This window comes from Klebsiella sp. 1SOBk5mer, from assembly GCF_046603115.1.
Taxonomy (GTDB): Bacteria; Pseudomonadota; Gammaproteobacteria; order Enterobacterales; family Enterobacteriaceae; genus Klebsiella; species Klebsiella quasipneumoniae.
This window is the reverse complement of sequence record NZ_JBKIUU010000002.1, coordinates 216,338-240,261: the sequence shown is the minus strand read 5'-3', so window position 1 is coordinate 240,261 and position 23,924 is coordinate 216,338. Positions and strand designations below refer to the sequence as shown.

Below are 23,924 nucleotides of genomic sequence, written 5' to 3'. Positions count from 1 at the left end.
GAGACGCAAACTTTGCGCGCGATAATAGCACACCCGATTTTATAGTTAAGCCATCAGCCACTTCTGCCAGCTGGCGCTGACCTGCTCACGCTCCCGGCTGAATGCCTCTGGCGCCACGTGTCCCGGCAGCTCCTGCAGGGCCAGGTGATGGAGCGCATCACGCAAGGTGGTGTACGCGTGCGTTAAGGCTCGCGCTTCCTCCTCGTCCATGATGTCGTTCTGCGCCAGCAGCTCGAGAATACGCACGTTATCAGACCAGCGGGTCAACTTCGGCTTGTCGCTGGCATAGCGTAGGACCAGATACTGGGTAATAAATTCAATATCCGTGATCCCACCGGCATCGGCTTTGATATCAAAACGATCGGCATGTTTGTTGCCGAGGTGGGCGCGCATCTTCTCACGCATCTCGCGAACTTCGGTCTGCAGGGTCGCGCCATCCCGCTCGGTGGTCAGGATATCGCGACGAATGGCGTCAAATCGCGCCTGCAGCGCCGGGTCGCCATAGACCACGCGAGCGCGCACCAGCGCCTGATGCTCCCATGTCCAGGCTTCGTTCTGCTGATAGTCGGCAAACGCGTCGGCGGTGGTGACCAGCATCCCCGCCGCGCCGGAAGGGCGCAGCCGGGCGTCAACTTCGTAGAGAATACCGGACGAGGTGCGGGTGCTGAACAGATGCATGATCCGCTGAGCCAGCCGCAGGTAGAACTGACGGCCGTCGATCTCCCGCTCGCCGTCGGTCATCACCTCCGCCGGGCAATCATGGAGGAACACCAGGTCGAGATCGGAACTGTAGCCCAGCTCCCAGCCGCCGAGCTTGCCGTAGCCGACGACGGCGAAGCCGCGCCCCTGGCGATCGTGCAGGTGGGTCGGCTGGCCGTAGCGGGCCACCATCTGTCCCCATGCCTGCTGCACCACCGCGTCGAGGATCGCTTCGGCAAGCCAGGTTAAGTGATCGCTGACCTTCATCACCGGCAGCGTGCCGGCGATATCCGCCGCGGCGATATGCAGCTGCTGCGCCTGCTTGAACTGGCGCAATGCCTCCAGCTGCTGCTCTTCATCCTCTTCCGGCACGCGCAGCAGATACTGGCGCAGCTCGTCGCGATAGGCATCGGTCGCCGTCGGCTGATAGAGGGTGTTGGGATCCAGCAGTTCATCAAGCAGCAGCGGGTGGCGCGCCAGCTGGCTGGCGACCATCGGCGACGCCGCGCAGAGCCTAATCAGGTGCTTCAGCGCGCCGGGGAATTCGCTCAGTAGCTCAAGATAGGTGGTGCGAGTGACGATCCCGGTCAACAGCGGCGTGATCCGCGCCAGAGGCAGAGGCGCATCGGCGCGCGAGCAGATTTCGCTCAGCAGATGCGGCATCAGTTGATCCAGCACCTGGCGGCCTCGCGGGCCGATGGTGCGCCGATCCAGCTCTTTACGGAAATCAGCAATCAGCGCCAGCACGCTGCGGCGGTCGGCGTCGTTTAAATGCGCCAGCGCCGGGCTGGCGTCATCTTCTTCCAGCGCATCCTGCCACAGTTCGCGCCAGTACTCCGCCAGCTGCTCATCCGGCGACTGGGCCTCATCATCACCGATCAGCTCATTAAACACCCGCCGCACGCTGGCCATATGGCTCGCCAGCTGCGCGCTCAGCGTCTCCCAGTCGTCGGTATGCATCCCCCACGCCAGCCTGGCGCGGTTCAGTTCATCCTGCGGCAGAGTCTGAGTCTGCTCATCGTTGATGCTCTGCAGCAGATTTTCCAGCCGGCGCAGGAACAGATAGGCCGCGCGCAGCAGCGTCGCGTCGCCTTCCGGCAGCAGATGCAGCTCATCAATCGCCGCCAGCGTCGGCAGCAGCGCCCGCTGCTGCAGCGCAGGTTCGCGACCGCCGCGGATCAGCTGAAAGACCTGCACGATAAACTCAATTTCACGGATCCCGCCGGCGCCGAGCTTGATGTTGTCTTTCAGCCCGCGACGCCGCACTTCGCGAGCGATCATGCCTTTCATGTTACGCAGCGACTGGATCACGCTGAAGTCGATATAGCGGCGGAAGACGAAGGGGCGAAGCATCGCGCGCAGCTCGCTGGCGTAGACGTCGTCGTTATCGCCCATGATCCGCGCTTTCACCATCGCGTAGCGTTCCCAGTCCCGGCCCTGCTCCTGGTAATAATCCTCCAGCGCCGCAAAGCTGAGCACCAGCGGCCCGCTGTCGCCAAACGGCCGCAGGCGCATGTCCACCCGATAAACAAAGCCGTCCTGCGTCGGCTGGTCGAGCGCCTTGATAAGCCGCTGCCCCAGGCGGGTAAAGAACTGGGCGTTATCCAGCTCGCGGCGGCCGCCGCGGGTGGCGCCATGCTCAGGCCAGGCAAAAATCAGATCGATATCGGAAGAGAAGTTCAGCTCGCCGCCGCCCAGCTTTCCCATCCCGAGGATCAGCAGCGGCTGCGGCTGGCCCTCGGCATTGCAGGGCGTTCCCCACTCTTTACAGCAGGCGGCGTACAGCCAGTCGCGGGCGGCGACAATCAGGGTCTCCGCCAGGACGCTCAACTGCTGCAGCGTCTCTTCTTCGCTTACCAGCGACAGCGCCTGCGCCCAGGCGATGCGGACCATCATATGACGGCGGAAAAGACGCAGCTCTCGCATCAACCCCGCTTCGTCAGCCACCGCCTGCAGGCGTTCCTGCAGCCAGGTCTCATAATGCCGCCACTCTTCCGCCTCCGGTGAAGACTGGGCAAGCTCGTTTAGCCAGCCTGGCTGGGCGATCACACTCTGTTCGACAAAATCACTGAACGCCATCACCGACCTGGCCTGCGGGCTCAGTTCGGCGACGGGGAAATCCGCTGGCAGGCGGTCAGCGACCGTCTGCCAGTGCTGCTGTAACTGCGAAGAAAGCGGCATCATAGGGGCTCCCTGGCCTGTAATTATCGTTTTCCACTATGCAGCCAGAACGGCTCGGCAGCCAGCGCCTGGCGACGGAAATATTCAAAGACGCTGCGGTCGTCATGCTCTATCGCACGCTGTAGTTCCTGCCAGTTCTCCAGCCACGGCGCGACGGCGTCGCCATAGGCGCCCGCCAGCAACTGGACGCTGTCGATGTCGCGCGCCAGCTTCGGCAGCTGGTCGGCGGCATCCTCCACCGCCAGGTGCTGCACGGCGCCGCGCAGCTCAGCCGCCGCCCGGGAAAGGTGAATATCGGCAAACCGTTTGAACGATCCGGCTATTTTTTTCTCTCCCGCCTCGTTGAGGAACGGACGCCAGCCGCGCTGGACCAGCCATTCGGTCAGCGCCAGTTTGGCGGCGACGACCTCGGTGCGGAATAACGCCTCATCGGCGGTGTCCGCGGCCAGCAGCGCCGCTTCGGCGTCGTTCAGCAACGCGCGGAGGTGGGTGGTCGCCTTCCGCGGCACGATGCCGCCGAACAGCACCAGCGCATGGCGCACGCGGGCTATCGCCAGCAGGATTTCCGCTTTGGCTTTCGCGTTGCCGCGCAGCCAGACCTCATCGTGATACAGCCAGTGCGCCAGGGCGCTCTCCAGCGCCGCCTCCAGCCCCTGCTCCACGCTGGCCTTCGCCGCCACCGGCAGCACCGCCAGCCGGGTTACCGGGCGCTCGTCGTTGCCTTGCGCCAGATGATACCCGCGCGCGGCTTTGCTCAGGCTCCCCTGACGCAGGACGCCGCTCTCCAGCAAACGCTGCGCGAGGCGCAGCAGATCGGCGGTCTCCCCGGCGAGCAGCTCCAGCTCCAGCTCGCAGATCGGCTCCTGATGCTCGCCCGCCTTCACTTCGCCGCGATCGAGGGCAATCTCAATTTCACTCTTTCCTTCCTGGATCACCCAGCGCTCACGGGCAAAGTCGGTGCTGAACAGCGGTTGCACATGCTCCGCCAGCGCGGCTGGAAGTTCCCCTTGCGGCCAGACCTCCGCCGGCAGGCGCTCAAGCGCCAGCTCCGCTTTATCCAGTGGAATATTGTATTCCGGGCGCTGGTGCAGGCCGCCCACCACCCGACCGGCGATTTTCAGCGTCATCTCATAACGCCCCTGGTCGCCGCGGATGCGCAGCCCCATGTCGTGACGACGCAGCCAGTTATCGGCGGTTTCATAGTAAATGTTCAGCAACTGGCCCGCGGGCGTATGTTTCGCCTCGAGCGCATTGAGCTGCTCGCGCAGCGTCTCTACCCCATCCTGAGCGACGATAAACTTAAGTTCGATTTCTTGAGCCATGACTGAATTCTTCCGCTTCTGTGCTGCGCCGACAAATTGCGGCGAACTTACGACGATATTTTTTGTCAGTAGATAGTATTTTGCGGCGAATCGCCATGCAACGCGCTTTTTGCCGGGCCACCTCCTGGATGATTCCGATTGTGGTGGAAAACTTTGCGTCGCTCTGGCGATGCCTCTACTATCGTTCCACTTTTTATGACCAAACGATGACCTGATGCCAAAATTACGCCTGATTACTTTTACTTTGCTCGCGCTTAGCGCCGCCACGGCGGTTCACGCAGAAGAAAAGCGCTACGTTTCCGATGAGCTGAACACCTGGGTTCGCAGCGGCCCGGGCGATAATTATCGTCTGGTCGGCACCATCAACGCCGGGGAAGAAGTGTCGGTGCTGCAAACCAACGACAGCACCAGTTACGCGCAGATCCGCGACGCGAATGGGCGTACCGCCTGGATCCCGCTGAAAGAGCTGAGCAACGAGCCCAGCCTGCGCACCCGCGTCCCGGATCTGGAAAACCAGGTCAAAACGCTGACCGATAAGCTGAATAATATCGACGCCACCTGGAACCAGCGCACGGCGGATATGCAGAAGAAAGTCGCCGGCAGCGACAGCGTGATCAACGCGTTGAAAGACGAGAACCAAAAGTTGAAAAACGAGCTGGTTGTCGCGCAGAAGAAGGTGAATGCGGCGAATCTGCAGCTTGATGATAAACAGCGCACCATTATCATGCAGTGGTTTATGTACGGCGGCGGCGTGCTGGGCGTCGGTTTGCTGCTGGGTCTGGTGCTGCCGCATCTGGTGCCAAGCCGCAAACGTAAAGACCGGTGGATGAACTAATTCGTCTTCTCTGCCAGACTTACGTATCATCTTGCGAAAAACAGATACGGGAGAATCAGGCGTGAAGAGTTATCTGGTCGGTGGTGCGGTGCGCGACGCGCTGTTAGGACTGCCGGTCAAAGACCGAGACTGGGTGGTGGTGGGCGCCACCCCGCAACAGATGCTTGACGCGGGCTATCAGCAGGTAGGCCGCGACTTTCCCGTGTTCCTTCATCCGCAAAGCCGGGAAGAGTATGCCCTGGCCCGCACCGAGCGCAAATCCGGCGCAGGCTATACCGGTTTTACCTGCTATGCCGCCCCGGACGTCACTCTTGAGGCGGATCTGCTGCGCCGCGACCTGACGGTCAACGCCCTCGCCCAGGATGCCGACGGCACGATTATCGACCCCTACGGCGGACAAAACGATCTCCGCCAGCGCCTGCTGCGCCATGTCTCTCCCGCCTTTAGCGAAGACCCGCTGCGCGTGCTGCGCGTGGCGCGCTTTGCCGCCCGCTATGCCCATCTCGGTTTTCGCATCGCCGAAGAGACCCAGACCCTGATGGCCGCCATGGTTGAGGCTGGCGAACTGGCCCATTTAACGCCGGAGCGGGTGTGGAAAGAGACGGAAAGCGCGTTGACCACCCGCAACCCGCAGGTCTTTTTCCAGACGCTGCGCGACTGCCAGGCCCTCAAGGTGCTGTTCCCGGAGATTGACGCCCTGTACGGCGTGCCGGCCCCGGCCAAATGGCACCCGGAAATCGATACCGGCCTGCACACCCTGATGACCGTCACGATGGCCGCGATGCTATCGCCGGACGTCGAGGTGCGCTTCGCCACCCTGTGCCATGACCTCGGCAAAGGGCTGACGCCGAAAGCGCTCTGGCCGCGTCACCACGGCCATGGCCCGGCGGGAGTCAAGCTGGTGGAGCAGCTCTGCGCGCGTCTGCGGGTGCCGAACGATATCCGCGATCTCGCGAAACTGGTGGCGGAGTACCATGATCTGATCCACACCCTGCCGATCCTGCAGCCAAAAACCCTCGTCAAACTTTTCGACAGCATTGACGCCTGGCGTAAACCGCAGCGCGTGCAACAGATCGCCCTCACCAGCGAAGCCGACGTCCGCGGGCGCACCGGCTTTGAGGCCAGCGATTATCCGCAGGGGCGCCTGCTGCTGGAAGCCTGGGAAGTGGCGCAGTCGGTCTCCACCAAAGAGGTGGTAGCAGCGGGCTTTAAAGGGGCGGAAATTCGCGAAGAGCTGACGCGGCGGAGAATTGCGGCGGTGGCGCAGTGGAAGGAACAGCGTTGCCCCCAGCCGCAAGGCTGAGGGCGATGGCCTTAGAAAAAGACCACGTACACCGCTGCCGCGACGATAAAGCGGTAGATAGCGAACGGAATGAACGAGATCCGTTTGATCAGCTGCAGGAAGGTTTTAATCGCAATCAGCGCCACGATAAACGCCATCACGAAGCCGACGGCAAACATCGGAACATCGCCCATGTTGAGGAAGCCGATGCTCTTGTAGACGTCCAGCACCGTGGCGCCCATCATCATCGGTACCGCCAGCAGGAATGAGAACTCCGACGCCGCGTAGCGGCTGACGCCCATCAGCATGCCGCCGGAGATGGTCGCCCCTGAGCGGGAGAAGCCCGGCCACAGCGCCAGGCACTGGAAGCAGCCGATAACGAATGCCTGACGATAGGTCATATCGTCAATCCCGACCGCGCGCGGCTGTTTCGGCTTCAGCACTTCCGCCGCAATTAACAGCACACCGCCGACAATCAGGGCGTACATCACGTTTACCGGGTTAAACAAGGACTTAATGGTGTCGTGGAAAATAAGCCCCATCACCACCGCGGGGATCATGCCGAGAAGGATATGGATAAGCGATAAGCGACCGCTGCCCTTGCCTTCATGCGCCGGCGGCTTGCCGAAATGGATGCCGATCAGGCCGAACAGGCGACGCCAGAACATCACCACCACGGCGAGTATCGAGCCTAGCTGAATAACCACTTCAAAGGTATTTGCCGTATCACCTTCAAACCCCAGCAGGTGACCAACAATAATCATATGACCGGTACTGGAAACAGGTAAAAATTCTGTTAACCCCTCAACCACACCCAATATTGCCGCCACCAGCAGCGAGTGTATATCGCTCATCCAATTAAACCCTTTAAAAAAGTAAAATGAAAAAAACCAGGAACACGGTATCGTTCAACAGGCATAACCCGGCTGCCAGAGGGCGCGCAATCCGCAGCGTACACGGCGTACACAAGGATTCACCTGCCGTTCTGGTAGGAGATCGCCAGTAAAATTGCCTGATGACCGGATGCTATGACCGGTATAAACGCAATTTGTTTAACAAGTATGACCTGAAAAGTTTTGTTTCAGATTAAGGCCACGTTCAATAATCACCCCGACGTTTGCCGCGCGAGCCACGGCGCCAGGTTTGCTGACTTTAATGCGCACCCATGGCGACTGGAATGTCTCCAGCAGCAGGTCGGCCACCTCTTCCGCCACCCGCTCCACTAACGCGAATTTTCCCCCCTCAACATGCGCGATGACGCGCTCGCTGATATCAGCATAGCTAAGGCAATCGCTGACATCATCGCTGGCGGCCGCCTTGCGGTTATCCCATGCAATTTCGATATCGAACACCAGCTTCTGTTCAATGGTTTGTTCCCAGTCATAAACACCAATGGTGGTGATTACCGAAAGTTGCTCTATAAATACAATATCCATCACGCCCTGCCTGCTTTTTAGCTAAACCGGATACCACTTCCGGCGAATTATGCGTATTATCCACAGATGCAGAGAATACAACGACATTTTCAAAACGGAACAGCGTTATGAGTGCAATCGCGCCTGGACTGGTACTCCTCGCCTACCTCTGCGGCTCCATTTCCAGCGCCATTCTGGTATGTCGCCTTGCTGGCCTGCCCGACCCACGCGACAGCGGCTCAGGCAACCCCGGGGCCACTAACGTACTACGAATCGGCGGAAAAGGGGCGGCCGTAGCGGTACTTATTTTTGATGTGCTGAAGGGCATGTTGCCGGTATGGGGCGCCTGGGCGCTGGGCCTGACGCCGTTCTGGCTGGGTTTAGTGGCGATTGCCGCCTGCGTGGGCCACATCTGGCCAGTCTTCTTTCATTTCCGCGGCGGTAAAGGCGTCGCCACGGCCTTCGGCGCTATCGCCCCCATCGGCCTCGACCTGACCGGCGTGATGGCCGGGACATGGCTGCTGACCATCCTGCTCAGCGGTTACTCTTCCCTTGGCGCTATCGTCAGCGCGCTGATCGCTCCGTTCTACGTCTGGTGGTTCAAACCACAGTACACCTTCCCGGTGTCGATGCTCTCCTGCCTGATCCTGCTGCGCCATCACGACAACATTCAGCGTCTGTGGCGCCGCCAGGAGAGCAAAATCTGGACGCGGGTGAAGAAGAAAAAAACGCCAGAAGAGAAGTAATCTCCCCTCCCGGCCACCCCAGCCGGAGGGATCCCCGATTCTATTTAGCGGTCTCACCCGCTCTTTCGCCTTACGTCATCATGATTGGCGATCATCGCCACATCCCCCTTTTGTAACAATGCGTTAGTGGCGACCCACAGCAAAATTCCCGCCAGCGACCGGCGGCGCGGCGTGAACCGCGCTGACGCCTTTTCCGCCGCGGCCAGGCAACGGTTCAGGATATTGACGGCAATGATTATCCGGGTGAATAATCCGGAGCGGTTATGCCGCTTTCCCCTCGCGCCCGATGCGACGCTCCGGGTAACAGATGACATAAGCGTTTCGTATGACCGGGATAATCTCCCGCCGATCAATACTCATTGCTGCTGTTTTATCTTGATTTTGCAGGGGCGCAACATTGCACGGCACCGTGTTACCACCACTCAAAAAAGGCTGGCAGGCCACGCTGGATCTGCGCTTTCAGCAGGCCGGCGGCAAGACCGTTCTCGCCAGCGCCCAACACGTCGGCCCGCTGACCGTCCAGCGCCCGTTTTACCCGGAAGAAGAGACCTGTCATCTCTATCTGCTTCATCCCCCCGGCGGCATCGTCGGCGGTGATGAGCTGACGATTAGCGCCCACCTTGATCCCGGCTGCCATACCCTGATAACCATGCCTGGCGCCAGCAAGTTTTACCGCAGCAGCGGCGCGCAAGCGCTTTTGCGCCAGCGGTTGACCCTCGCCCCGCAGGCGACCCTGGAGTGGCTCCCACAGGATGCCATCTTCTTTCCCGGGGCGAACGCCCGGCTGTCCACCACCTTTCACCTTTGTGTCTCCAGCACGCTGCTGGCCTGGGATCTGCTCTGCCTTGGCCGCCCGGTGATCGGCGAAACCTTCAGCCACGGCACCCTCAGCAACCGGCTGGAAGTATGGGTGGACGATGAGCCGCTGCTGGTCGAGCGCCTGCACCTGCAGGAGGGAGAGCTGTCCAGCGTCGCCGGACGCCCCTGGGTCGGCACGCTGCTGTGCTATCCGGCAACCGATGCCCTGCTCGACGGGGTGCGCGACGCGCTGGCGCCGCTCGGCCTCTACGCCGGCGCCAGCCTGACCGACCGCCTGCTGACGGTGCGCTTCCTCAGTGACGATAATCTGGTTTGCCAGCAGGTGATGCGCGACGTCTGGCAGTTTCTGCGCCCTCATCTCACCGGCAAATCCCCCGTACTTCCCCGAATCTGGCTGACTTAAGAGAACGTTATGGAACTGACCCCCCGAGAAAAAGACAAGCTGTTGCTGTTTACCGCCGCGCTGGTGGCGGAACGCCGCCTGGCCCGCGGCCTGAAGCTCAACTATCCGGAGTCCGTGGCCCTGATCAGCGCCTTTATTATGGAAGGCGCCCGCGACGGCAAAAGCGTGGCCTCGCTGATGGAGGAAGGCCGTCACGTCCTGACCCGCGAGCAGGTGATGGAGGGCGTCCCGGAAATGATCCCGGATATCCAGGTCGAAGCCACCTTCCCGGACGGCTCGAAGCTGGTCACCGTTCACAACCCGATTATCTGAGGTAGCGCCATGATCCCCGGTGAATATCACGTTAAGCCCGGCCAGATAGCCCTCAACACCGGCCGGGCGACCTGTCGCGTGGTCGTTGAAAACCACGGCGATCGGCCGATTCAGGTCGGTTCGCACTACCATTTCGCCGAGGTCAACCCGGCGCTGAAGTTCAACCGTCAGCAGGCCACCGGCTATCGCCTGAATATCCCGGCCGGCACGGCGGTACGCTTTGAACCTGGCCAGAAACGCGAGGTTGAGCTGGTGGCCTTCGCCGGTCACCGCGCCGTTTTCGGCTTCCGCGGCGAGGTCATGGGCCCTCTGGAGGCAAACGATGAGTAATATTTCACGCCAGGCCTATGCCGACATGTTCGGCCCCACCATCGGCGACAAGGTGCGCCTGGCCGATACCGAGCTGTGGATAGAGGTGGAGGACGATTTGACCACCTACGGGGAAGAGGTCAAATTCGGCGGCGGCAAAGTGATCCGCGACGGGATGGGTCAGGGACAGATGCTGGCCGCCGACTGTGTCGACCTGGTGCTCACCAATGCGCTGATCGTCGATCACTGGGGGATCGTTAAGGCCGATATCGGCGTGAAGGACGGTCGGATCTTCGCCATCGGCAAAGCCGGCAACCCCGACATTCAGCCCAACGTCACCATCCCCATCGGCGCCGCGACGGAAGTGATTGCCGCCGAAGGAAAAATCGTCACCGCCGGCGGGATCGATACCCATATTCACTGGATCTGTCCGCAGCAGGCGGAAGAGGCGCTGGTCTCCGGCGTGACCACCATGGTCGGCGGCGGCACCGGCCCGGCGGCGGGTACCCATGCCACCACCTGCACCCCGGGGCCATGGTATATCTCACGCATGCTGCAGGCGGCCGACAGCCTGCCGGTCAATATCGGCCTGCTGGGCAAGGGCAACGTTTCTCAGCCGGACGCTCTGCGCGAGCAGGTGGCGGCGGGCGTTATTGGCCTGAAGATCCATGAGGACTGGGGCGCCACCCCGGCGGCGATCGACTGCGCGTTAACCGTCGCCGATGAGATGGATATTCAGGTTGCGCTGCACAGCGACACGCTCAATGAGTCCGGTTTTGTGGAAGATACCCTCGCCGCCATCGGCGGGCGCACCATTCACACCTTCCATACCGAAGGGGCCGGCGGCGGCCATGCGCCGGATATCATCACCGCCTGCGCCCACCCGAACATTTTGCCGTCCTCCACCAACCCAACGCTGCCCTACACCCTTAACACCATCGATGAACATCTCGATATGCTGATGGTCTGCCACCATCTGGACCCGGACATCGCCGAGGACGTGGCCTTTGCCGAGTCGCGCATTCGCCGGGAAACCATCGCTGCGGAAGACGTGCTGCACGACCTTGGCGCCTTCTCGCTCACCTCCTCGGATTCGCAGGCCATGGGCCGCGTCGGGGAAGTGGTTCTCCGCACCTGGCAGGTGGCGCACCGCATGAAGGTGCAGCGCGGAGCGCTGGCGGAGGAGACCGGGGATAACGACAACTTCCGCGTGAAGCGCTACATCGCCAAATACACCATCAACCCGGCGCTGACCCACGGCATCGCACACGAAGTCGGCTCCATTGAGGTGGGTAAGCTGGCGGACCTTGTGGTCTGGTCGCCTGCCTTCTTCGGCGTGAAACCGGCCACCGTGATCAAAGGCGGCATGATCGCCATCGCGCCGATGGGCGATATCAATGCCTCAATTCCAACCCCGCAGCCGGTGCACTACCGTCCGATGTTTGGCGCGCTGGGCAGCGCCCGCCATCACTGCCGCCTCACCTTCCTGTCGCAGGCGGCGGCGGACAACGGCGTTGCCGAGCGGCTGAACCTGCGCAGCGCGATCGCCGTGGTGAAAGGCTGCCGTACGGTGCAGAAAGCCGACATGGTGCACAACAGCCTGCAGCCTAACATCACCGTCGACGCGCAGACTTATGAGGTGCGGGTGGATGGCGAACTCATCACCAGCGAGCCGGCAGAGGTTCTGCCGATGGCGCAACGTTATTTTCTGTTTTAAGGAGAGCGGATGCTTTATTTAACTCAACGTCTGGAGACCCCCGCCGCCGCGACCGCCAGCGTTACGCTGCCGATTGATGTTCGCGTCAAAAGCCGGGTAAAAGTCACCCTCAACGATGGCCGGGAAGCCGGCCTGCTGCTGCCCCGCGGGCTGCTGCTGCGCGGCGGCGATGTGCTCAGCAACGAAGACGGCACCGAATTTGTGCAGGTGATTGCCGCTGATGAAGGGGTGTCGGTGGTGCGCTGCGACGATCCGTTTATGCTGGCGAAGGCCTGCTACCACCTCGGCAATCGTCACGTACCGCTGCAGATCATGCCGGGCGAGCTGCGCTACCATCACGATCATGTGCTGGACGATATGCTGCGCCAGTTCGGCCTGACGGTGACCTTTGGCCAGCTGCCGTTCGAGCCGGAAGCCGGCGCTTACGCCAGCGAAAGCCACGGTCATCATCATGCTCATCATGACCACCACGCTCACAGCCACTAGCATGTCGACAGCGGAACAACGCCTGCGGCTGATGCAGCTGGCCAGCAGCAACCTGCCGGTAGGGGGTTACAGCTGGTCCCAGGGGCTGGAGTGGGCTGTGGAAGCCGGATGGGTGCCGGACGTCGCGGCCTTTGAGCGCTGGCAGCGACGGCAGATGACGGAAGGCTTTTTTACCGTCGACCTGCCGCTGTTCGCCCGACTGTACCGCGCCTGCGAACAAGGCGATATCGCCGCGGCCCGGCGCTGGACGGCTTATCTGCTGGCCTGCCGGGAGACCCGTGAACTGCGGGAGGAAGAGCGCAACCGCGGCGCGGCGTTTGCCCGCCTGCTTGGCGACTGGCAGCCGGACTGTCCACCGCCGTGGCGCACGCTGTGCCAGCAAAGCCAGCTCGCCGGGATGGCCTGGCTCGGCGTGCGCTGGCGCATCGCGCTGCCCGAGATGGCCCTAAGCCTGGGCTACAGCTGGATTGAGAGCGCCGTGATGGCCGGCGTTAAGCTGGTGCCCTTCGGCCAGCAGGCCGCTCAACAGCTGATTTTACGTCTTTGCGACCACTACGCGGCGGCGATGCCCCGCGCGCTGGCCGCGCCGGACGGCGATATCGGATCGGCCACGCCGCTCGCCGCCATCGCCTCTGCCCGGCATGAAACCCAATACTCCCGATTATTCCGTTCCTAGGAGAAGCCATGAATTCTTATAAACACCCGCTGCGCGTCGGCGTTGGCGGCCCGGTCGGCTCCGGTAAAACCGCCCTGCTGGAAGCGCTGTGCAAAGCGATGCGCGATACCTGGCAGCTGGCGGTGGTCACCAACGACATCTACACCAAAGAAGATCAGCGCATCCTCACTGAAGCGGGCGCGCTGGCGCCTGAACGCATTGTCGGGGTGGAAACCGGCGGCTGCCCGCACACGGCGATCCGTGAAGATGCCTCGATGAACCTCGCCGCGGTGGAAGCGCTGAGTGAAAAGTTCGGTAACCTCGACCTTATCTTCGTGGAAAGCGGCGGCGATAACCTGAGCGCCACCTTCAGCCCGGAGCTGGCGGATCTGACCATCTATGTTATCGACGTGGCCGAAGGGGAGAAGATCCCGCGCAAAGGCGGGCCGGGGATCACCAAATCCGATTTTCTGGTGATCAATAAAACCGACCTTGCCCCCTATGTGGGCGCTTCACTGGAGGTGATGGCGAGCGATACCCAGCGTATGCGCGGCGATCGCCCATGGACCTTCACCAACCTGAAGCGTGGCGACGGCCTGAGCACCATTATTGCCTTCCTCGAAGACAAAGGCATGCTCGGCAAATAGGCCTTTTGCACCAGCCGGGCGCAAGCGCGTCCGGATGGTGCAGCTCATGCCCTCTCTTCTGTCACCCTGCACCACCCTCCCCGCCACGCCTGCCCTGCAATATGGCATAAGGTTTGCTAATTCAAGTCATGCCTAACCATTAAGGAATGACTATGTCATCACTGGATCTCAACCCTGAATTACCCGCGACCGCGCGGACTTCCGGCTCCCGGGAAACCTTAGAAGATTACACCTTACGTTACGCCCCGCTGAGCTTCCGCCGCTGGGGACCGGGCGTCGTCGCGGTCACGGCGCTGGGCGGCATCGCCTATCTGGCGGACTTTTCCATCGGCGCCAGCATCGGTATGGCCTGGGGCACCAGCAACGCCATCTATTCGATCCTGGTGGCGGCGCTGGTGATCTTCCTCACCGGCATTCCGTTGGCGATCACCGCCGCGCGCTACAACATTGACCTTGACCTGATCACCCGCAGCGCCGGCTTCGGCTATTTCGGCTCGGTGATCACCAGCATTATTTTTGCCGGCTTCACCTTTATCTTCTTCGCCCTCGAAGGCTCGATCATGGCCCAGGGGCTGCTGGTGGGCCTCGGGATCCCGCTGTGGATGGGGTATCTGATCGCCACCCTGATGGTGCTCCCGCTGGTGGTCTATGGCATGAAGGCCCTGACCCGCCTGCAGGTGTGGACCACTCCGCTGTGGCTGGTGCTGATGGTGGTGCCGGTGGTGTGGCTGATTGTCAAGGATCCGCAGCTGGTGGACGGCTTCCTGCATTTCGCCGGTAAAAACAGCGCGTCGACGGTGGATATCACCGCCATCATGCTCGGCGCCGGGGTATGCCTGTCGCTGATCATGCAGATTGGCGAGCAAATTGATTACCTGCGCTTTATGCCGCCTAAAACCGCTGAGAACCGTAAAGCCTGGTGGCTGGCGGTCTTTTCCGCCGGCCCGGGCTGGGTGGTGCTAGGCGCGATCAAACAGATTATCGGCGCTTTCCTCGGCTTCTATCTGTTGACCCGTTTCCCGGCGGTACACAATACCGAACCGGTGCAGCAGTTCGTCAGCGTCTTCGATAACCTGGTGCCCGGCTGGCTGGCTCTGACGCTGGCGGTGGTGCTGGTGGTGATCTCGCAGATCAAAATTAACGTCACCAATGCCTATTCCGGCTCGCTGGCGTGGACCAGCGCCTGGACCCGCACCACCAAACGCTATCCGGGGCGGATTATTTTTGTGGTGGTCAACCTGGCGATTGCCCTGGCGCTGATGGAAGGCGATATGTTCAGCGCCCTGTCGTGGATCCTCGGCTTTTACTCCAACTTCGCCATCGCCTGGGTCGTGGTGGTGGCGACCGACATCACCTTTAATAAAGGCTTGCTCAAGCTGGCGCCGGCGCAGCCGGAGTATCGTCGCGGCATGATCTACAATGTGAACCCGGTGGGCGTAGTCTCCTTTGGCCTGGCCGCCGGGCTGTCGATCTGCGCCTTCTTCGGCCTGCTGGGGACGACGCTGGCGCCGTTCTCGCCGCTGATTGCGCTGGTCGTCGCCTTTGTCATGACCCCGCTGATGGGGATCCTCACCCGCGGGCGCTACTACATTAAGCAGAGAGATGACGGGATCGCCGAACCTCGCTATGACGCGGCGGGGAACGCCTCGACCACCGTATATCAATGCGTTAGCTGTGAGGAAGAGTACGAGCGCCCGGACGTGATGCTCTCGCATAAGCATCAGGGCGCCATCTGCTCGCTGTGTAAAAGTATGGAGTAGTCAGGAAGGCAGGCCGACGTGACGTCGGCCTGTGTCAGGACGCTTTAGGCGGCAGGCAGCTCGGCCAGCGGCCAGCGCGGGCGGACCGTCACGCCGAGCTCGGCTTTGGCGCCGGTTTGCAGACGCACCATGCCGGCGTAGGCGATCATCGCGCCGTTATCGGTACAGAACTCAGGGCGGGCGTAGAACACCTCGCCGCCGCGTTTTTGCATCATCTCCGCCAGCTTCGCCCGCAGGGTGCGGTTGGCGCTCACGCCTCCCGCCATCACCAGACGCTTAAAGCCGGTTTGCTCCAGCGCGCGGCGACATTTAATCATTAGCGTATCGACGACCGCATCCTCAAACGCGCGGGCGATGTCGGCGCGGGTTTGCTCATCGTCGCCGTTGCTGCGAATGGTATTGGCGGCGAAGGTTTTCAGACCGGAGAAGCTGAAGTCCAGCCCCGGACGGTCGGTCATCGGACGCGGGAAGACGAAGCGGCCTTCAGTACCCTGGGACGCCATTTTCGACAGCATCGGCCCGCCGGGATAATCCAGCCCCAGCAGTTTCGCGGTTTTATCAAAGGCTTCGCCCGCCGCATCGTCAATCGACTCGCCCAGCAGCTCGTACTGGCCGATGCCGGTGACGCTGATCAGCTGAGTATGACCGCCGGAGACCAGCAGCGCGACGAACGGGAACGCTGGCGGGTTATCTTCCAGCATCGGCGCCAGCAGGTGCCCTTCCATATGGTGTACCGGAATCGCCGGCACGTTCCAGGCGAAGGCCAGCGACCGGCCCACGGTGGCGCCGACCAGCAGCGCCCCCACCAGGCCAGGACCCGCCGTATAGGCGACGGCATCGATATCTTTCGCCGTCAGACCGGCCTCTTTCAGCGCCGCCTGGATAAGCGGCACCGTTTTGCGCACGTGGTCGCGCGATGCCAGCTCCGGCACCACGCCGCCGTAGTCCGCATGCAGTTTCACCTGACTATACAGTTGGTTGGCTAACAGACCTTGCTGGTCGTCATAAATCGCGATGCCGGTTTCATCGCAGGATGTTTCAATGCCCAGTACACGCATGAGTTGTTTTACCTCGCTTCAATACCGCGCAGTGTAGGTCCAATGACCGGCGATGTAAAACTTTGCTCACCCCTGGTGCTCTCTTCGTGTATACTCCTCACCCTTATAAAAGTCCCTTTCAAAAAAGGCGCCGGTGCTTTACAAAGCAGCAGTAGTTGCAGTAAAATTCCGCACCATTTTGAAATAAGCTGGCATTGCGGCCAGCGGCAAACCGAATTAATCAAAGGTGAGAGGCACATGCCGGTAATTAAAGTACGTGAAAACGAGCCGTTCGACGTAGCTCTGCGTCGCTTCAAGCGTTCCTGCGAAAAAGCAGGTGTTCTGGCGGAAGTTCGTCGTCGTGAGTTCTATGAAAAACCGACTACCGAACGTAAGCGCGCTAAAGCTTCTGCAGTGAAACGTCACGCGAAGAAACTGGCTCGCGAAAACGCACGCCGTACTCGTCTGTACTAATCTGTTGAGAGCGACGCTCTCAATTCAGACCGAGTTGTAGTTGTAAGGCCGTGCTTCCGAAAGGAATGCGCGGCTTATTTTCGTTTATAGTCATCAGAAATAACGGGGCTTATGGCTGGACGAATTCCACGTGTATTTATTAGCGATCTGCTTGCCAGAACCGACATCGTCGATCTGATCGATGCGCGGGTAAAGCTGAAAAAGCAGGGCAAAAATTTTCACGCGTGCTGTCCGTTCCATAACGAAAAAACCCCCTCTTTCACCGTCAACGGTGAAAAACAGTTTTACCACTGCTTCGGCTGCGGGGCGCACGGCAATGCTATCGATTTCCTGATGAACTACGACAAGCTCGAGTTCGTGGAAACGGTCGAAGAGCTGGCCGCCATGCACAACCTCGAAGTGCCTTATGAAGCAGGCAACGGACCCAGCCAGATAGAGCGCCATCAACGGCAGAACCTCTACCAGTTACTGGATGGTCTGAATACGTTTTATCAACAGTCTCTGATGCAGCCCGCCGCCGACCCTGCGCGCCAGTACCTGGCAAAACGGGGGTTAAGCAGCGAGGTGATTACGCGCTTTGCCATCGGCTATGCTCCCCCAGGTTGGGATAACGTTTTAAAACGTTTTGGCGGCAATCAGGAAAACCGCCAGTCGCTTATTGATGCCGGCATGCTGGTCACCAACGATCAGGGACGCAGTTACGATCGCTTCCGCGAACGGGTAATGTTTCCCATCCGCGATAAGCGAGGCCGGGTGATTGGGTTTGGCGGACGGGTGCTGGGCGATGCCCTGCCGAAGTATCTCAACTCCCCGGAAACCGACATATTCCATAAAGGCCGTCAGCTGTATGGCCTGTATGAAGCGCAGCAGGACAACCCCGAACCACCGCGGTTGCTGGTTGTCGAAGGCTATATGGACGTCGTGGCGCTGGCGCAGTACGACATCAACTATGCTGTCGCCTCGCTGGGTACCTCGACCACAGCCGACCATATCCAGCTGCTGTTCCGGGTGACCAATAACGTCATCTGCTGCTACGACGGCGACCGGGCCGGCCGCGATGCCGCCTGGCGCGCGCTGGAGACGGCGCTGCCGTACATGACCGATGGTCGCCAGCTGCGCTTTATGTTTCTGCCTGACGGCGAAGACCCGGATACGCTGGTGCGTAAAGAGGGCAAAGCAGCGTTCGAGGCGCGGATGGAGCAGGCTCAGCCGCTCTCCACGTTCTTGTTTAACAGCCTGCTGCCGCAGGTCGACCTCAGCACGCCGGACGGGCGCGCGCAGCTGAGCACGCTGGCGCTGCCGCTGATAACCCAGGTGCCGGGCGAAACCTTGCGCATCTATTTGCGTCAGGAGCTGGGCAACAAGCTGGGCATTTTAGATGACGCCCAGCTTGAACGTTTAATGCCAAAACAGGCGGAAAATGGCGCGCCGCGCCCCGCACCACAGCTAAAACGCACGACCATGCGTATACTGATAGGACTGCTGGTGCAAAACCCGGATCTGGCGCCGTTAGTCCCACCGCTGGAGGGGCTGGACTCGCGCAAAATGCCGGGGCTGAGCCTGTTCGGTGAGCTGGTGAAAAGCTGTCTGGCGCAGCCTGGTCTGACAACCGGGCAACTTTTAGAGCAATATCGCGGCACAAAAGAAGCCGCAACCCTTGAAAAACTGTCGATGTGGGACGATATAGCAGATAAAGATATCGCTGAACAAACCTTCACCGACTCGCTCAACCATATGTTTGATTCACTGCTGGAACTGCGACAGGAAGAGTTGATAGCTCGCGATCGCACACACGGTTTAAGCAGTGAGGAACGCCGGGAGCTCTGGACCATCAGCCAGGAGCTGGCGAAGAAATAAATGACAGACTCAGTCATTCACGTTGCATTGATGCAGCAGCAGAACGCAGAGCAACGTGAAGGACACCGTATTTAACGGCTTAAGTGCCGAGTATCGATCGGGAAGCCCCCGACAGCCGCGCAGAGGCGCAGCGGCAATAATATAAGTACGCCCTCGCTTTAAATGTCGACAGCCCGCCTGCCGACACCAATCAAACGAATTAAGTGTGGATACCGTCTTATGGAGCAAAACCCGCAGTCACAGCTGAAGCTTCTTGTCCAACGTGGTAAGGAGCAAGGCTATCTGACCTATGCCGAGGTCAATGACCATCTGCCGGAAGATATCGTCGATTCCGATCAGATCGAAGACATCATCCAAATGATCAACGACATGGGCATTCAGGTGATGGAAGAAGCACCGGATGCCGATGATCTGATGCTTGCCGAAAACACCGCGGATGAAGATGCTGCCGAAGCCGCCGCGCAGGTGCTCTCCAGCGTGGAATCCGAAATCGGGCGCACGACCGACCCGGTGCGCATGTACATGCGTGAAATGGGTACCGTAGAGCTGCTGACCCGTGAAGGCGAAATCGACATCGCCAAACGCATCGAAGACGGCATCAACCAGGTGCAGTGCTCCGTTGCCGAATATCCGGAAGCGATCACCTACCTGCTTGAGCAGTACGACCGCGTTGAAGCGGAAGAAGCCCGTCTGTCCGATCTGATCACCGGTTTTGTCGATCCGAACGCCGAAGAAGATATGGCGCCGACCGCCACCCACGTTGGCTCCGAGCTGTCTCAGGAAGAGATGGATGACGACGAAGACGAAGACGAAGATGAAGACGCCGACGACAACAGCGATGACGACAACAGCATCGACCCTGAGCTGGCCCGTGAGAAGTTCGCCGAGCTGCGTACCCAGTACGAGCTGACGCGCGACACCATCAAAGCCAAAGGTCGTAGCCATGCCGCCGCCCAGGAAGAGATCCTGAAGCTGTCCGAAGTCTTCAAGCAGTTCCGCCTGGTGCCGAAGCAGTTCGATTACCTGGTCAACAGCATGCGCAGCATGATGGATCGCGTTCGTACTCAGGAACGTATCATCATGAAGCTGTGCGTTGAGCAGTGCAAAATGCCGAAGAAAAACTTCATCACCCTGTTCACCGGCAACGAAACCAGCGAAACCTGGTTCAACGCCGCGGTGGCGATGAACAAGCCGTGGTCCGAGAAGCTGCTGGAAGTGAAAGAAGACGTGCAGCGCGGCCTGCAGAAGCTGCAGCAGATCGAAGAAGAGACCGGCCTGACCATCGAGCAGGTGAAGGATATCAACCGTCGCATGTCCATCGGTGAAGCGAAAGCCCGCCGGGCGAAGAAAGAGATGGTGGAAGCGAACCTGCGTCTGGTTATCTCGATCGCCAAGAAATACACCAACCGCGGTCTGCAGTTCCTCGACCTGATTCAGGAAGGCAACATCGGTCTGATGAAAGCGGTTGATAAGTTCGAATACCGTCGCGGCTATAAGTTCTCGACCTACGCCACCTGGTGGATCCGTCAGGCCATTACCCGCTCTATCGCGGATCAGGCGCGCACTATCCGTATTCCGGTGCATATGATTGAGACCATCAACAAGCTCAACCGTATCTCCCGCCAGATGCTGCAGGAGATGGGCCGTGAACCGACCCCGGAAGAGCTGGCTGAGCGCATGCTGATGCCGGAAGACAAGATCCGTAAAGTGCTGAAGATCGCCAAAGAGCCTATCTCCATGGAAACGCCGATCGGCGACGATGAAGATTCGCATCTGGGGGATTTCATCGAGGATACCACCCTCGAGCTGCCGCTGGATTCCGCGACCACCGAGAGCCTGCGCGCGGCAACGCACGACGTGCTGGCCGGCCTCACCGCTCGTGAAGCGAAAGTCCTGCGTATGCGTTTCGGTATCGACATGAACACCGACCACACGCTGGAAGAAGTGGGTAAACAGTTCGACGTTACTCGCGAACGTATCCGTCAGATCGAAGCGAAGGCGCTGCGTAAACTGCGCCACCCGAGCCGTTCTGAAGTGCTGCGTAGCTTCCTCGACGATTAATCGTCGCGGGGCATCGTCTACAGCCTGTTAAAAAGCTCCCTGCGGGGAGCTTTTTTTATGGCGTTTCGCTGGTCGCTCGGGGAAAGTCGCCCCTCTCCGCTACTGGCCGCGGGTCGCCAGGGCATCATCCAGTTCACGATAGGCCGCCACCAGCTTATCGAGCGTCGCCCGGTTTAAGCCGCTGGGATTGGGCAGCACCCACACCTGGGTCGTGCCGATGGTCATGGCCTGTTTCCCCCACTTCGCGCCGCGCTGGTTAAAGGCCAGCTCGAAGGCCTGCTTGCCGAGCACCGCCAGCGCCTGCGGCTGATACTCCTCAATCTTCCTCACCAGCTCACGGCCGCCGCTGCGCAGCTCCTGCAGGGCGACCTCGCTGGCCTGCACCGTCGGACGCTCAACCAGCATGGTGATGCCGCAGCGCGTATCCAGCAGCTGCAGCTCCTCTTCCGGCCTGAGCTGTCGGTCGGTAAACCCGGCCTGATGGATAACCTTCCAGAAGCGATTGCCAGGATGGGCAAAATGAAAGCCGGTATGGGCGGAGGACTTCCCCGGGTTGATACCGCAAAAGACAACGCGCAGGCCCGGCGCAAGGATATCGCTAATCATGTTTTCTCCGGCTGTATGGCTAAAACATGATTATAAAGGATTGAAAATGCATTGTTTATAAAAACAGCAGCTGCGCGCTTTACGCTGGATTGCAACCGTCAGTTACTTTATAATCCCTCGCCACGGCCCCTTAGCTCAGTGGTTAGAGCAGGCGACTCATAATCGCTTGGTCGTTGGTTCAAACCCAACAGGGGCCACCAAATTTTAGCTTTAAAATCATATAATTAAGCCACTCACGCGAGTGGCTTTTTTCTTATATCGTTATTGAGTGGCGATAAAATGGCGGTGCATTTTTTACCGCCACTTTTCAGATCATATAAAAAAACCCGCTCGCGGCGGGCATTTTATGAAATTTTTTCAGAGCCATAGCGGGCGCTGACCACCAACTGTCGGATGAGGCGGGGCCGGGATTATCGTTCCTGGCGTAACAATAAAACGTTCCACCGATTCCATCGTTACAAACGTACAGCTGCAATTTATATTAGTGCATTGATGGTAACGCTCTTTGGTATTCTCACTTAGATAGCGACTGGTGCGCGCATGTGCCGCGTGCTGGCATTTTGGACAATGGAACATTTCACACCCCAACAATTCACATAAAGTGAATTAATGATACTCATTTTTTCACAATTTGAGAATAACTTTATTCTTCCTCCCCTTCAGTCCCGTACTCGACATCCAACAATCTAACCTCAAGCTCTAAACTCGTCGTAAAGCCACTATTACTCAGAGAGTGCATCACCTTAGTGATTGTCCATGATTGCTCGTCTATGACGCGCTTAAAGCCTGAAACCTGCACGGGTGTCTCCGGGTAGAGGTCGGCGCGCCCTGTCGCAAGCCTGATAGAAAACTCAGCAACACCACGTTGCAGTTTGTCCCATTTAGCCTGGGCGGCTCGCATGGCCTGCGCTTTGGTTGAAAAAATTGTAGTCAGGGCAAACACGTTGTCATCCTCGCCGACCATGTATTCACCCTCCCTAGCTTCCGGCGTCTTCACCGTTTTTTTCTTCGTTACCGGCTTGGCTTTGGGGTGCTGTAGCGCGCGTAAATGCTGCTCTTTGGGTTTGCGTTTTAACGCAACCTTTTGTTTTTGTGGCTTCGGGTCTTTGGTGTGCAACCACTTTGCCGTAACGCCGGTATATGCCCCACGGTCAGCAATGGAAAACTGATGGCGGTCGCCATCGCTGCGGGTGATCGTGACCTGCGGAATGGCTTTTCCGCTGGCTGTAACCCCACGACCGGCTTTGAGGAAAAGTAACTTTCCCGCTTTTACCGAAACCTCACCGCCGTTTCGCTCGGCGAGCCGTGTCAAAAATTTGGCATCCGATTCCTGTGACTGGTCGATATGCGGAATTTTTATTCCGGCCAGCTCCGGTATAACGCTCGACGTCAGTTTGTTACGTGTCGCTATCGCTGCCACGATCTCGCCGAGCGTCTTGTCATGCCAAGACTCTTCCCTACGTGAGTTAAGCGTCCCCCGAAAATCGGCGCTACGGGCGCGGATTGTCACACTATCCGGCGCTCCATGATGTTCAACTTCATCGACAGTGAAAGAGCCCTTGTTAATTAACGCAAACCCTTTCCATCCCAGATAAAGCGTCAGCACGGCACCACGTAACGGCAACTCGACAAGCCCGTCGGCGTCATCGAGCTCGATATCAAGCTGGTCGGCCTCAAATCCCCGATTATCGGTCATCGTCAGACTCATTAAGCGGTTACTGATATTGCCGGTAATATCTTTGCTTTCGAGCATCAACATAAAATCTGGCGTCAGGACGCCGCCCGCATTGAGATTCATCATATCCAGCATCAGCTAATTCCCACCATGCCAGACACTGACGAGGCCATATTTCCCGCCTTGCCGATAAGTGCATAAGCCTGTTCGCCTATATCGCCATACAGAGCCGCGAGTGATTCATCCACGCGGGTGAGTGTCAGCGTGAAATCAATTTTTCTCGCCGTGCCGTCAGCAAAAAACAGGCTCCCTGTCTCGCTGATATTATTGATGACGTACATACCGTAAATAGTACCGGTGCCATCCAGCAACGGCCAGGCGCGCCCTTCGTCAGCCATTAAACGAATAGCTGTCATCGTCAACTTTCCGCCGGTGAGCTCCGGATATAACACACCGGCCAGGGTAATTCTTTCTTCCCCCGGCCCCAGATACTGGAAAGAATCCCGTTTACCTACGCGTGAGTTTGACGGCCACAGATATTCGGCATCGCGTTGCATCGTCTGGTGTGGCAACGTCTGGCGCATAAAAACAAACATACCGAGTGCAAGCATCACTTCTCGTTACCT

Annotated in this window: 24 protein-coding genes, 1 tRNA gene and 1 pseudogene; 16 read left to right on the top strand and 10 right to left on the bottom strand. The window is 59.5% G+C overall.

Annotated features, from left to right (window positions below):
- Nucleotides 1-45 precede the first annotated feature (45 nt).
- Complete coding sequence (glnE, locus tag ACLH1U_RS06855) at nucleotides 46-2,883, bottom strand: bifunctional [glutamate--ammonia ligase]-adenylyl-L-tyrosine phosphorylase/[glutamate--ammonia-ligase] adenylyltransferase (RefSeq protein WP_180812778.1); 2,838 nt, start codon at nucleotides 2,881-2,883, stop codon at nucleotides 46-48.
- A 20-nt stretch (nucleotides 2,884-2,903) separates the two neighbouring features.
- Nucleotides 2,904-4,202 carry an inorganic triphosphatase gene (locus tag ACLH1U_RS06850; RefSeq protein ID WP_411299154.1) on the bottom strand — a complete coding sequence of 433 codons (1,299 nt, stop codon included), beginning with the start codon at nucleotides 4,200-4,202 and terminating at the stop codon, nucleotides 2,904-2,906.
- Nucleotides 4,203-4,416: 214 nt separating this feature from the next.
- On the opposite strand from ACLH1U_RS06850, the gene ACLH1U_RS06845 reads away from it, so the two are divergent.
- Together ACLH1U_RS06845 and ACLH1U_RS06840 are read left to right on the top strand one after the other, a co-directional pair.
- Nucleotides 4,417-5,037, top strand: a complete 621-nt coding sequence (locus tag ACLH1U_RS06845) for a TIGR04211 family SH3 domain-containing protein (RefSeq protein ID WP_023291036.1) — start codon at nucleotides 4,417-4,419, stop codon at nucleotides 5,035-5,037.
- Nucleotides 5,038-5,098: 61 nt separating this feature from the next.
- Nucleotides 5,099-6,340, top strand: a complete 1,242-nt coding sequence (locus ACLH1U_RS06840; protein WP_023291037.1) for a multifunctional CCA addition/repair protein — start codon at nucleotides 5,099-5,101, stop codon at nucleotides 6,338-6,340.
- Nucleotides 6,341-6,351: 11 nt separating this feature from the next.
- Here ACLH1U_RS06840 and bacA read toward each other — a convergent pair whose 3' ends face one another.
- A complete protein-coding gene (bacA, locus tag ACLH1U_RS06835; RefSeq protein WP_023291038.1) occupies nucleotides 6,352-7,173 on the bottom strand; it encodes an undecaprenyl-diphosphate phosphatase in 822 nt (273 codons plus the stop codon).
- A gap of 198 nt (nucleotides 7,174-7,371) precedes the next feature.
- On the bottom strand, nucleotides 7,372-7,755 hold the full coding sequence (gene folB / locus ACLH1U_RS06830) for a bifunctional dihydroneopterin aldolase/7,8-dihydroneopterin epimerase (RefSeq protein ID WP_004150923.1): 384 nt from the start codon (nucleotides 7,753-7,755) through the stop codon (nucleotides 7,372-7,374).
- A gap of 107 nt (nucleotides 7,756-7,862) precedes the next feature.
- On the opposite strand from folB, the gene plsY reads away from it, so the two are divergent.
- Complete coding sequence (gene plsY / locus ACLH1U_RS06825) at nucleotides 7,863-8,480, top strand: glycerol-3-phosphate 1-O-acyltransferase PlsY (RefSeq protein WP_004205257.1); 618 nt, start codon at nucleotides 7,863-7,865, stop codon at nucleotides 8,478-8,480.
- A gap of 149 nt (nucleotides 8,481-8,629) precedes the next feature.
- Nucleotides 8,630-8,731, top strand: a pseudogene (locus ACLH1U_RS06820) (hypothetical protein); the annotation flags it as partial.
- A 10-nt stretch (nucleotides 8,732-8,741) separates the two neighbouring features.
- Here ACLH1U_RS06820 and ACLH1U_RS06815 read toward each other — a convergent pair.
- Nucleotides 8,742-8,888 (bottom strand): hypothetical protein, encoded by a 147-nt coding sequence (locus ACLH1U_RS06815; RefSeq protein WP_032428993.1) that lies wholly within the window; start codon nucleotides 8,886-8,888, stop codon nucleotides 8,742-8,744.
- Between ACLH1U_RS06815 and ACLH1U_RS06810 the strand changes: the two genes are divergently transcribed.
- The 8 genes from ACLH1U_RS06810 (at nucleotide 8,878) to ACLH1U_RS06775 (ending at nucleotide 15,588) form a co-directional block, all read left to right on the top strand.
- Complete coding sequence (locus ACLH1U_RS06810; RefSeq protein WP_121936570.1) at nucleotides 8,878-9,702, top strand: urease accessory protein UreD; 825 nt, start codon at nucleotides 8,878-8,880, stop codon at nucleotides 9,700-9,702. The two genes, ACLH1U_RS06815 and ACLH1U_RS06810, sit on opposite strands and share 11 nt — an antisense overlap.
- A gap of 9 nt (nucleotides 9,703-9,711) precedes the next feature.
- Complete coding sequence (locus ACLH1U_RS06805) at nucleotides 9,712-10,014, top strand: urease subunit gamma (RefSeq protein ID WP_002916871.1); 303 nt, start codon at nucleotides 9,712-9,714, stop codon at nucleotides 10,012-10,014.
- 9 nt (nucleotides 10,015-10,023) lie between these two features.
- Nucleotides 10,024-10,344: an urease subunit beta gene (locus ACLH1U_RS06800; RefSeq protein ID WP_023291040.1), complete on the top strand. Its 321-nt coding sequence runs from the start codon at nucleotides 10,024-10,026 to the stop codon at nucleotides 10,342-10,344.
- Nucleotides 10,337-12,040, top strand: coding sequence for an urease subunit alpha (gene ureC, locus ACLH1U_RS06795; RefSeq protein WP_023291041.1), 1,704 nt, complete (start codon nucleotides 10,337-10,339; stop codon nucleotides 12,038-12,040). Before ACLH1U_RS06800 ends, ureC begins: the two co-directional genes overlap by 8 nt.
- A gap of 9 nt (nucleotides 12,041-12,049) precedes the next feature.
- Entirely contained in the window at nucleotides 12,050-12,526 is a 477-nt protein-coding gene (gene ureE, locus ACLH1U_RS06790) for an urease accessory protein UreE (RefSeq protein ID WP_017899736.1), read from the top strand.
- A 1-nt stretch (nucleotide 12,527) separates the two neighbouring features.
- Complete coding sequence (locus tag ACLH1U_RS06785; protein WP_032428994.1) at nucleotides 12,528-13,202, top strand: urease accessory protein UreF; 675 nt, start codon at nucleotides 12,528-12,530, stop codon at nucleotides 13,200-13,202.
- 8 nt (nucleotides 13,203-13,210) lie between these two features.
- Nucleotides 13,211-13,828, top strand: a complete 618-nt coding sequence (gene ureG, locus ACLH1U_RS06780; RefSeq protein WP_023291043.1) for an urease accessory protein UreG — start codon at nucleotides 13,211-13,213, stop codon at nucleotides 13,826-13,828.
- Nucleotides 13,829-13,980: 152 nt separating this feature from the next.
- Nucleotides 13,981-15,588 (top strand): purine-cytosine permease family protein, encoded by a 1,608-nt coding sequence (locus ACLH1U_RS06775; RefSeq protein ID WP_102002599.1) that lies wholly within the window; start codon nucleotides 13,981-13,983, stop codon nucleotides 15,586-15,588.
- Nucleotides 15,589-15,632: 44 nt separating this feature from the next.
- On the opposite strand, the gene tsaD is transcribed toward ACLH1U_RS06775, so the two are convergent.
- The gene (gene tsaD / locus ACLH1U_RS06770; protein ID WP_002916879.1) at nucleotides 15,633-16,646 is read right to left on the bottom strand and encodes a tRNA (adenosine(37)-N6)-threonylcarbamoyltransferase complex transferase subunit TsaD; all 1,014 of its coding nucleotides are present in this window, start codon (nucleotides 16,644-16,646) and stop codon (nucleotides 15,633-15,635) included.
- Nucleotides 16,647-16,883: 237 nt separating this feature from the next.
- Here tsaD and rpsU point away from each other — a divergent pair, with 237 nt between their 5' ends.
- From rpsU to rpoD, 3 genes are all read left to right on the top strand, one after another.
- On the top strand, nucleotides 16,884-17,099 hold the full coding sequence (gene rpsU / locus ACLH1U_RS06765; RefSeq protein WP_001144069.1) for a 30S ribosomal protein S21: 216 nt from the start codon (nucleotides 16,884-16,886) through the stop codon (nucleotides 17,097-17,099).
- A 111-nt stretch (nucleotides 17,100-17,210) separates the two neighbouring features.
- Entirely contained in the window at nucleotides 17,211-18,956 is a 1,746-nt protein-coding gene (gene dnaG / locus ACLH1U_RS06760) for a DNA primase (protein ID WP_017899733.1), read from the top strand.
- Nucleotides 18,957-19,175: 219 nt separating this feature from the next.
- On the top strand, nucleotides 19,176-21,017 hold the full coding sequence (gene rpoD / locus ACLH1U_RS06755) for an RNA polymerase sigma factor RpoD (protein WP_004174339.1): 1,842 nt from the start codon (nucleotides 19,176-19,178) through the stop codon (nucleotides 21,015-21,017).
- A 99-nt stretch (nucleotides 21,018-21,116) separates the two neighbouring features.
- On the opposite strand, the gene mug is transcribed toward rpoD, so the two are convergent.
- Entirely contained in the window at nucleotides 21,117-21,623 is a 507-nt protein-coding gene (gene mug, locus ACLH1U_RS06750) for a G/U mismatch-specific DNA glycosylase (protein ID WP_002917636.1), read from the bottom strand.
- A gap of 124 nt (nucleotides 21,624-21,747) precedes the next feature.
- On the opposite strand from mug, the gene ACLH1U_RS06745 reads away from it, so the two are divergent.
- Nucleotides 21,748-21,823, top strand: a tRNA-Ile gene (locus tag ACLH1U_RS06745).
- 157 nt (nucleotides 21,824-21,980) lie between these two features.
- On the opposite strand, the gene ACLH1U_RS06740 is transcribed toward ACLH1U_RS06745, so the two are convergent.
- The 3 genes from ACLH1U_RS06740 to ACLH1U_RS06730 all read right to left on the bottom strand — a co-directional run bounded on the left by ACLH1U_RS06740 (nucleotide 21,981) and on the right by ACLH1U_RS06730 (nucleotide 23,912).
- The gene (locus ACLH1U_RS06740) at nucleotides 21,981-22,199 is read right to left on the bottom strand and encodes a DNA-binding transcriptional regulator (protein WP_023343301.1); all 219 of its coding nucleotides are present in this window, start codon (nucleotides 22,197-22,199) and stop codon (nucleotides 21,981-21,983) included.
- Nucleotides 22,200-22,266: 67 nt separating this feature from the next.
- Nucleotides 22,267-23,433, bottom strand: coding sequence for a phage late control D family protein (locus ACLH1U_RS06735; protein ID WP_264980046.1), 1,167 nt, complete (start codon nucleotides 23,431-23,433; stop codon nucleotides 22,267-22,269).
- Nucleotides 23,433-23,912, bottom strand: coding sequence for a phage tail protein (locus tag ACLH1U_RS06730; RefSeq protein WP_023317737.1), 480 nt, complete (start codon nucleotides 23,910-23,912; stop codon nucleotides 23,433-23,435). The genes ACLH1U_RS06735 and ACLH1U_RS06730 overlap by 1 nt, the downstream gene beginning before the upstream one ends.
- Nucleotides 23,913-23,924 lie beyond the last annotated feature (12 nt).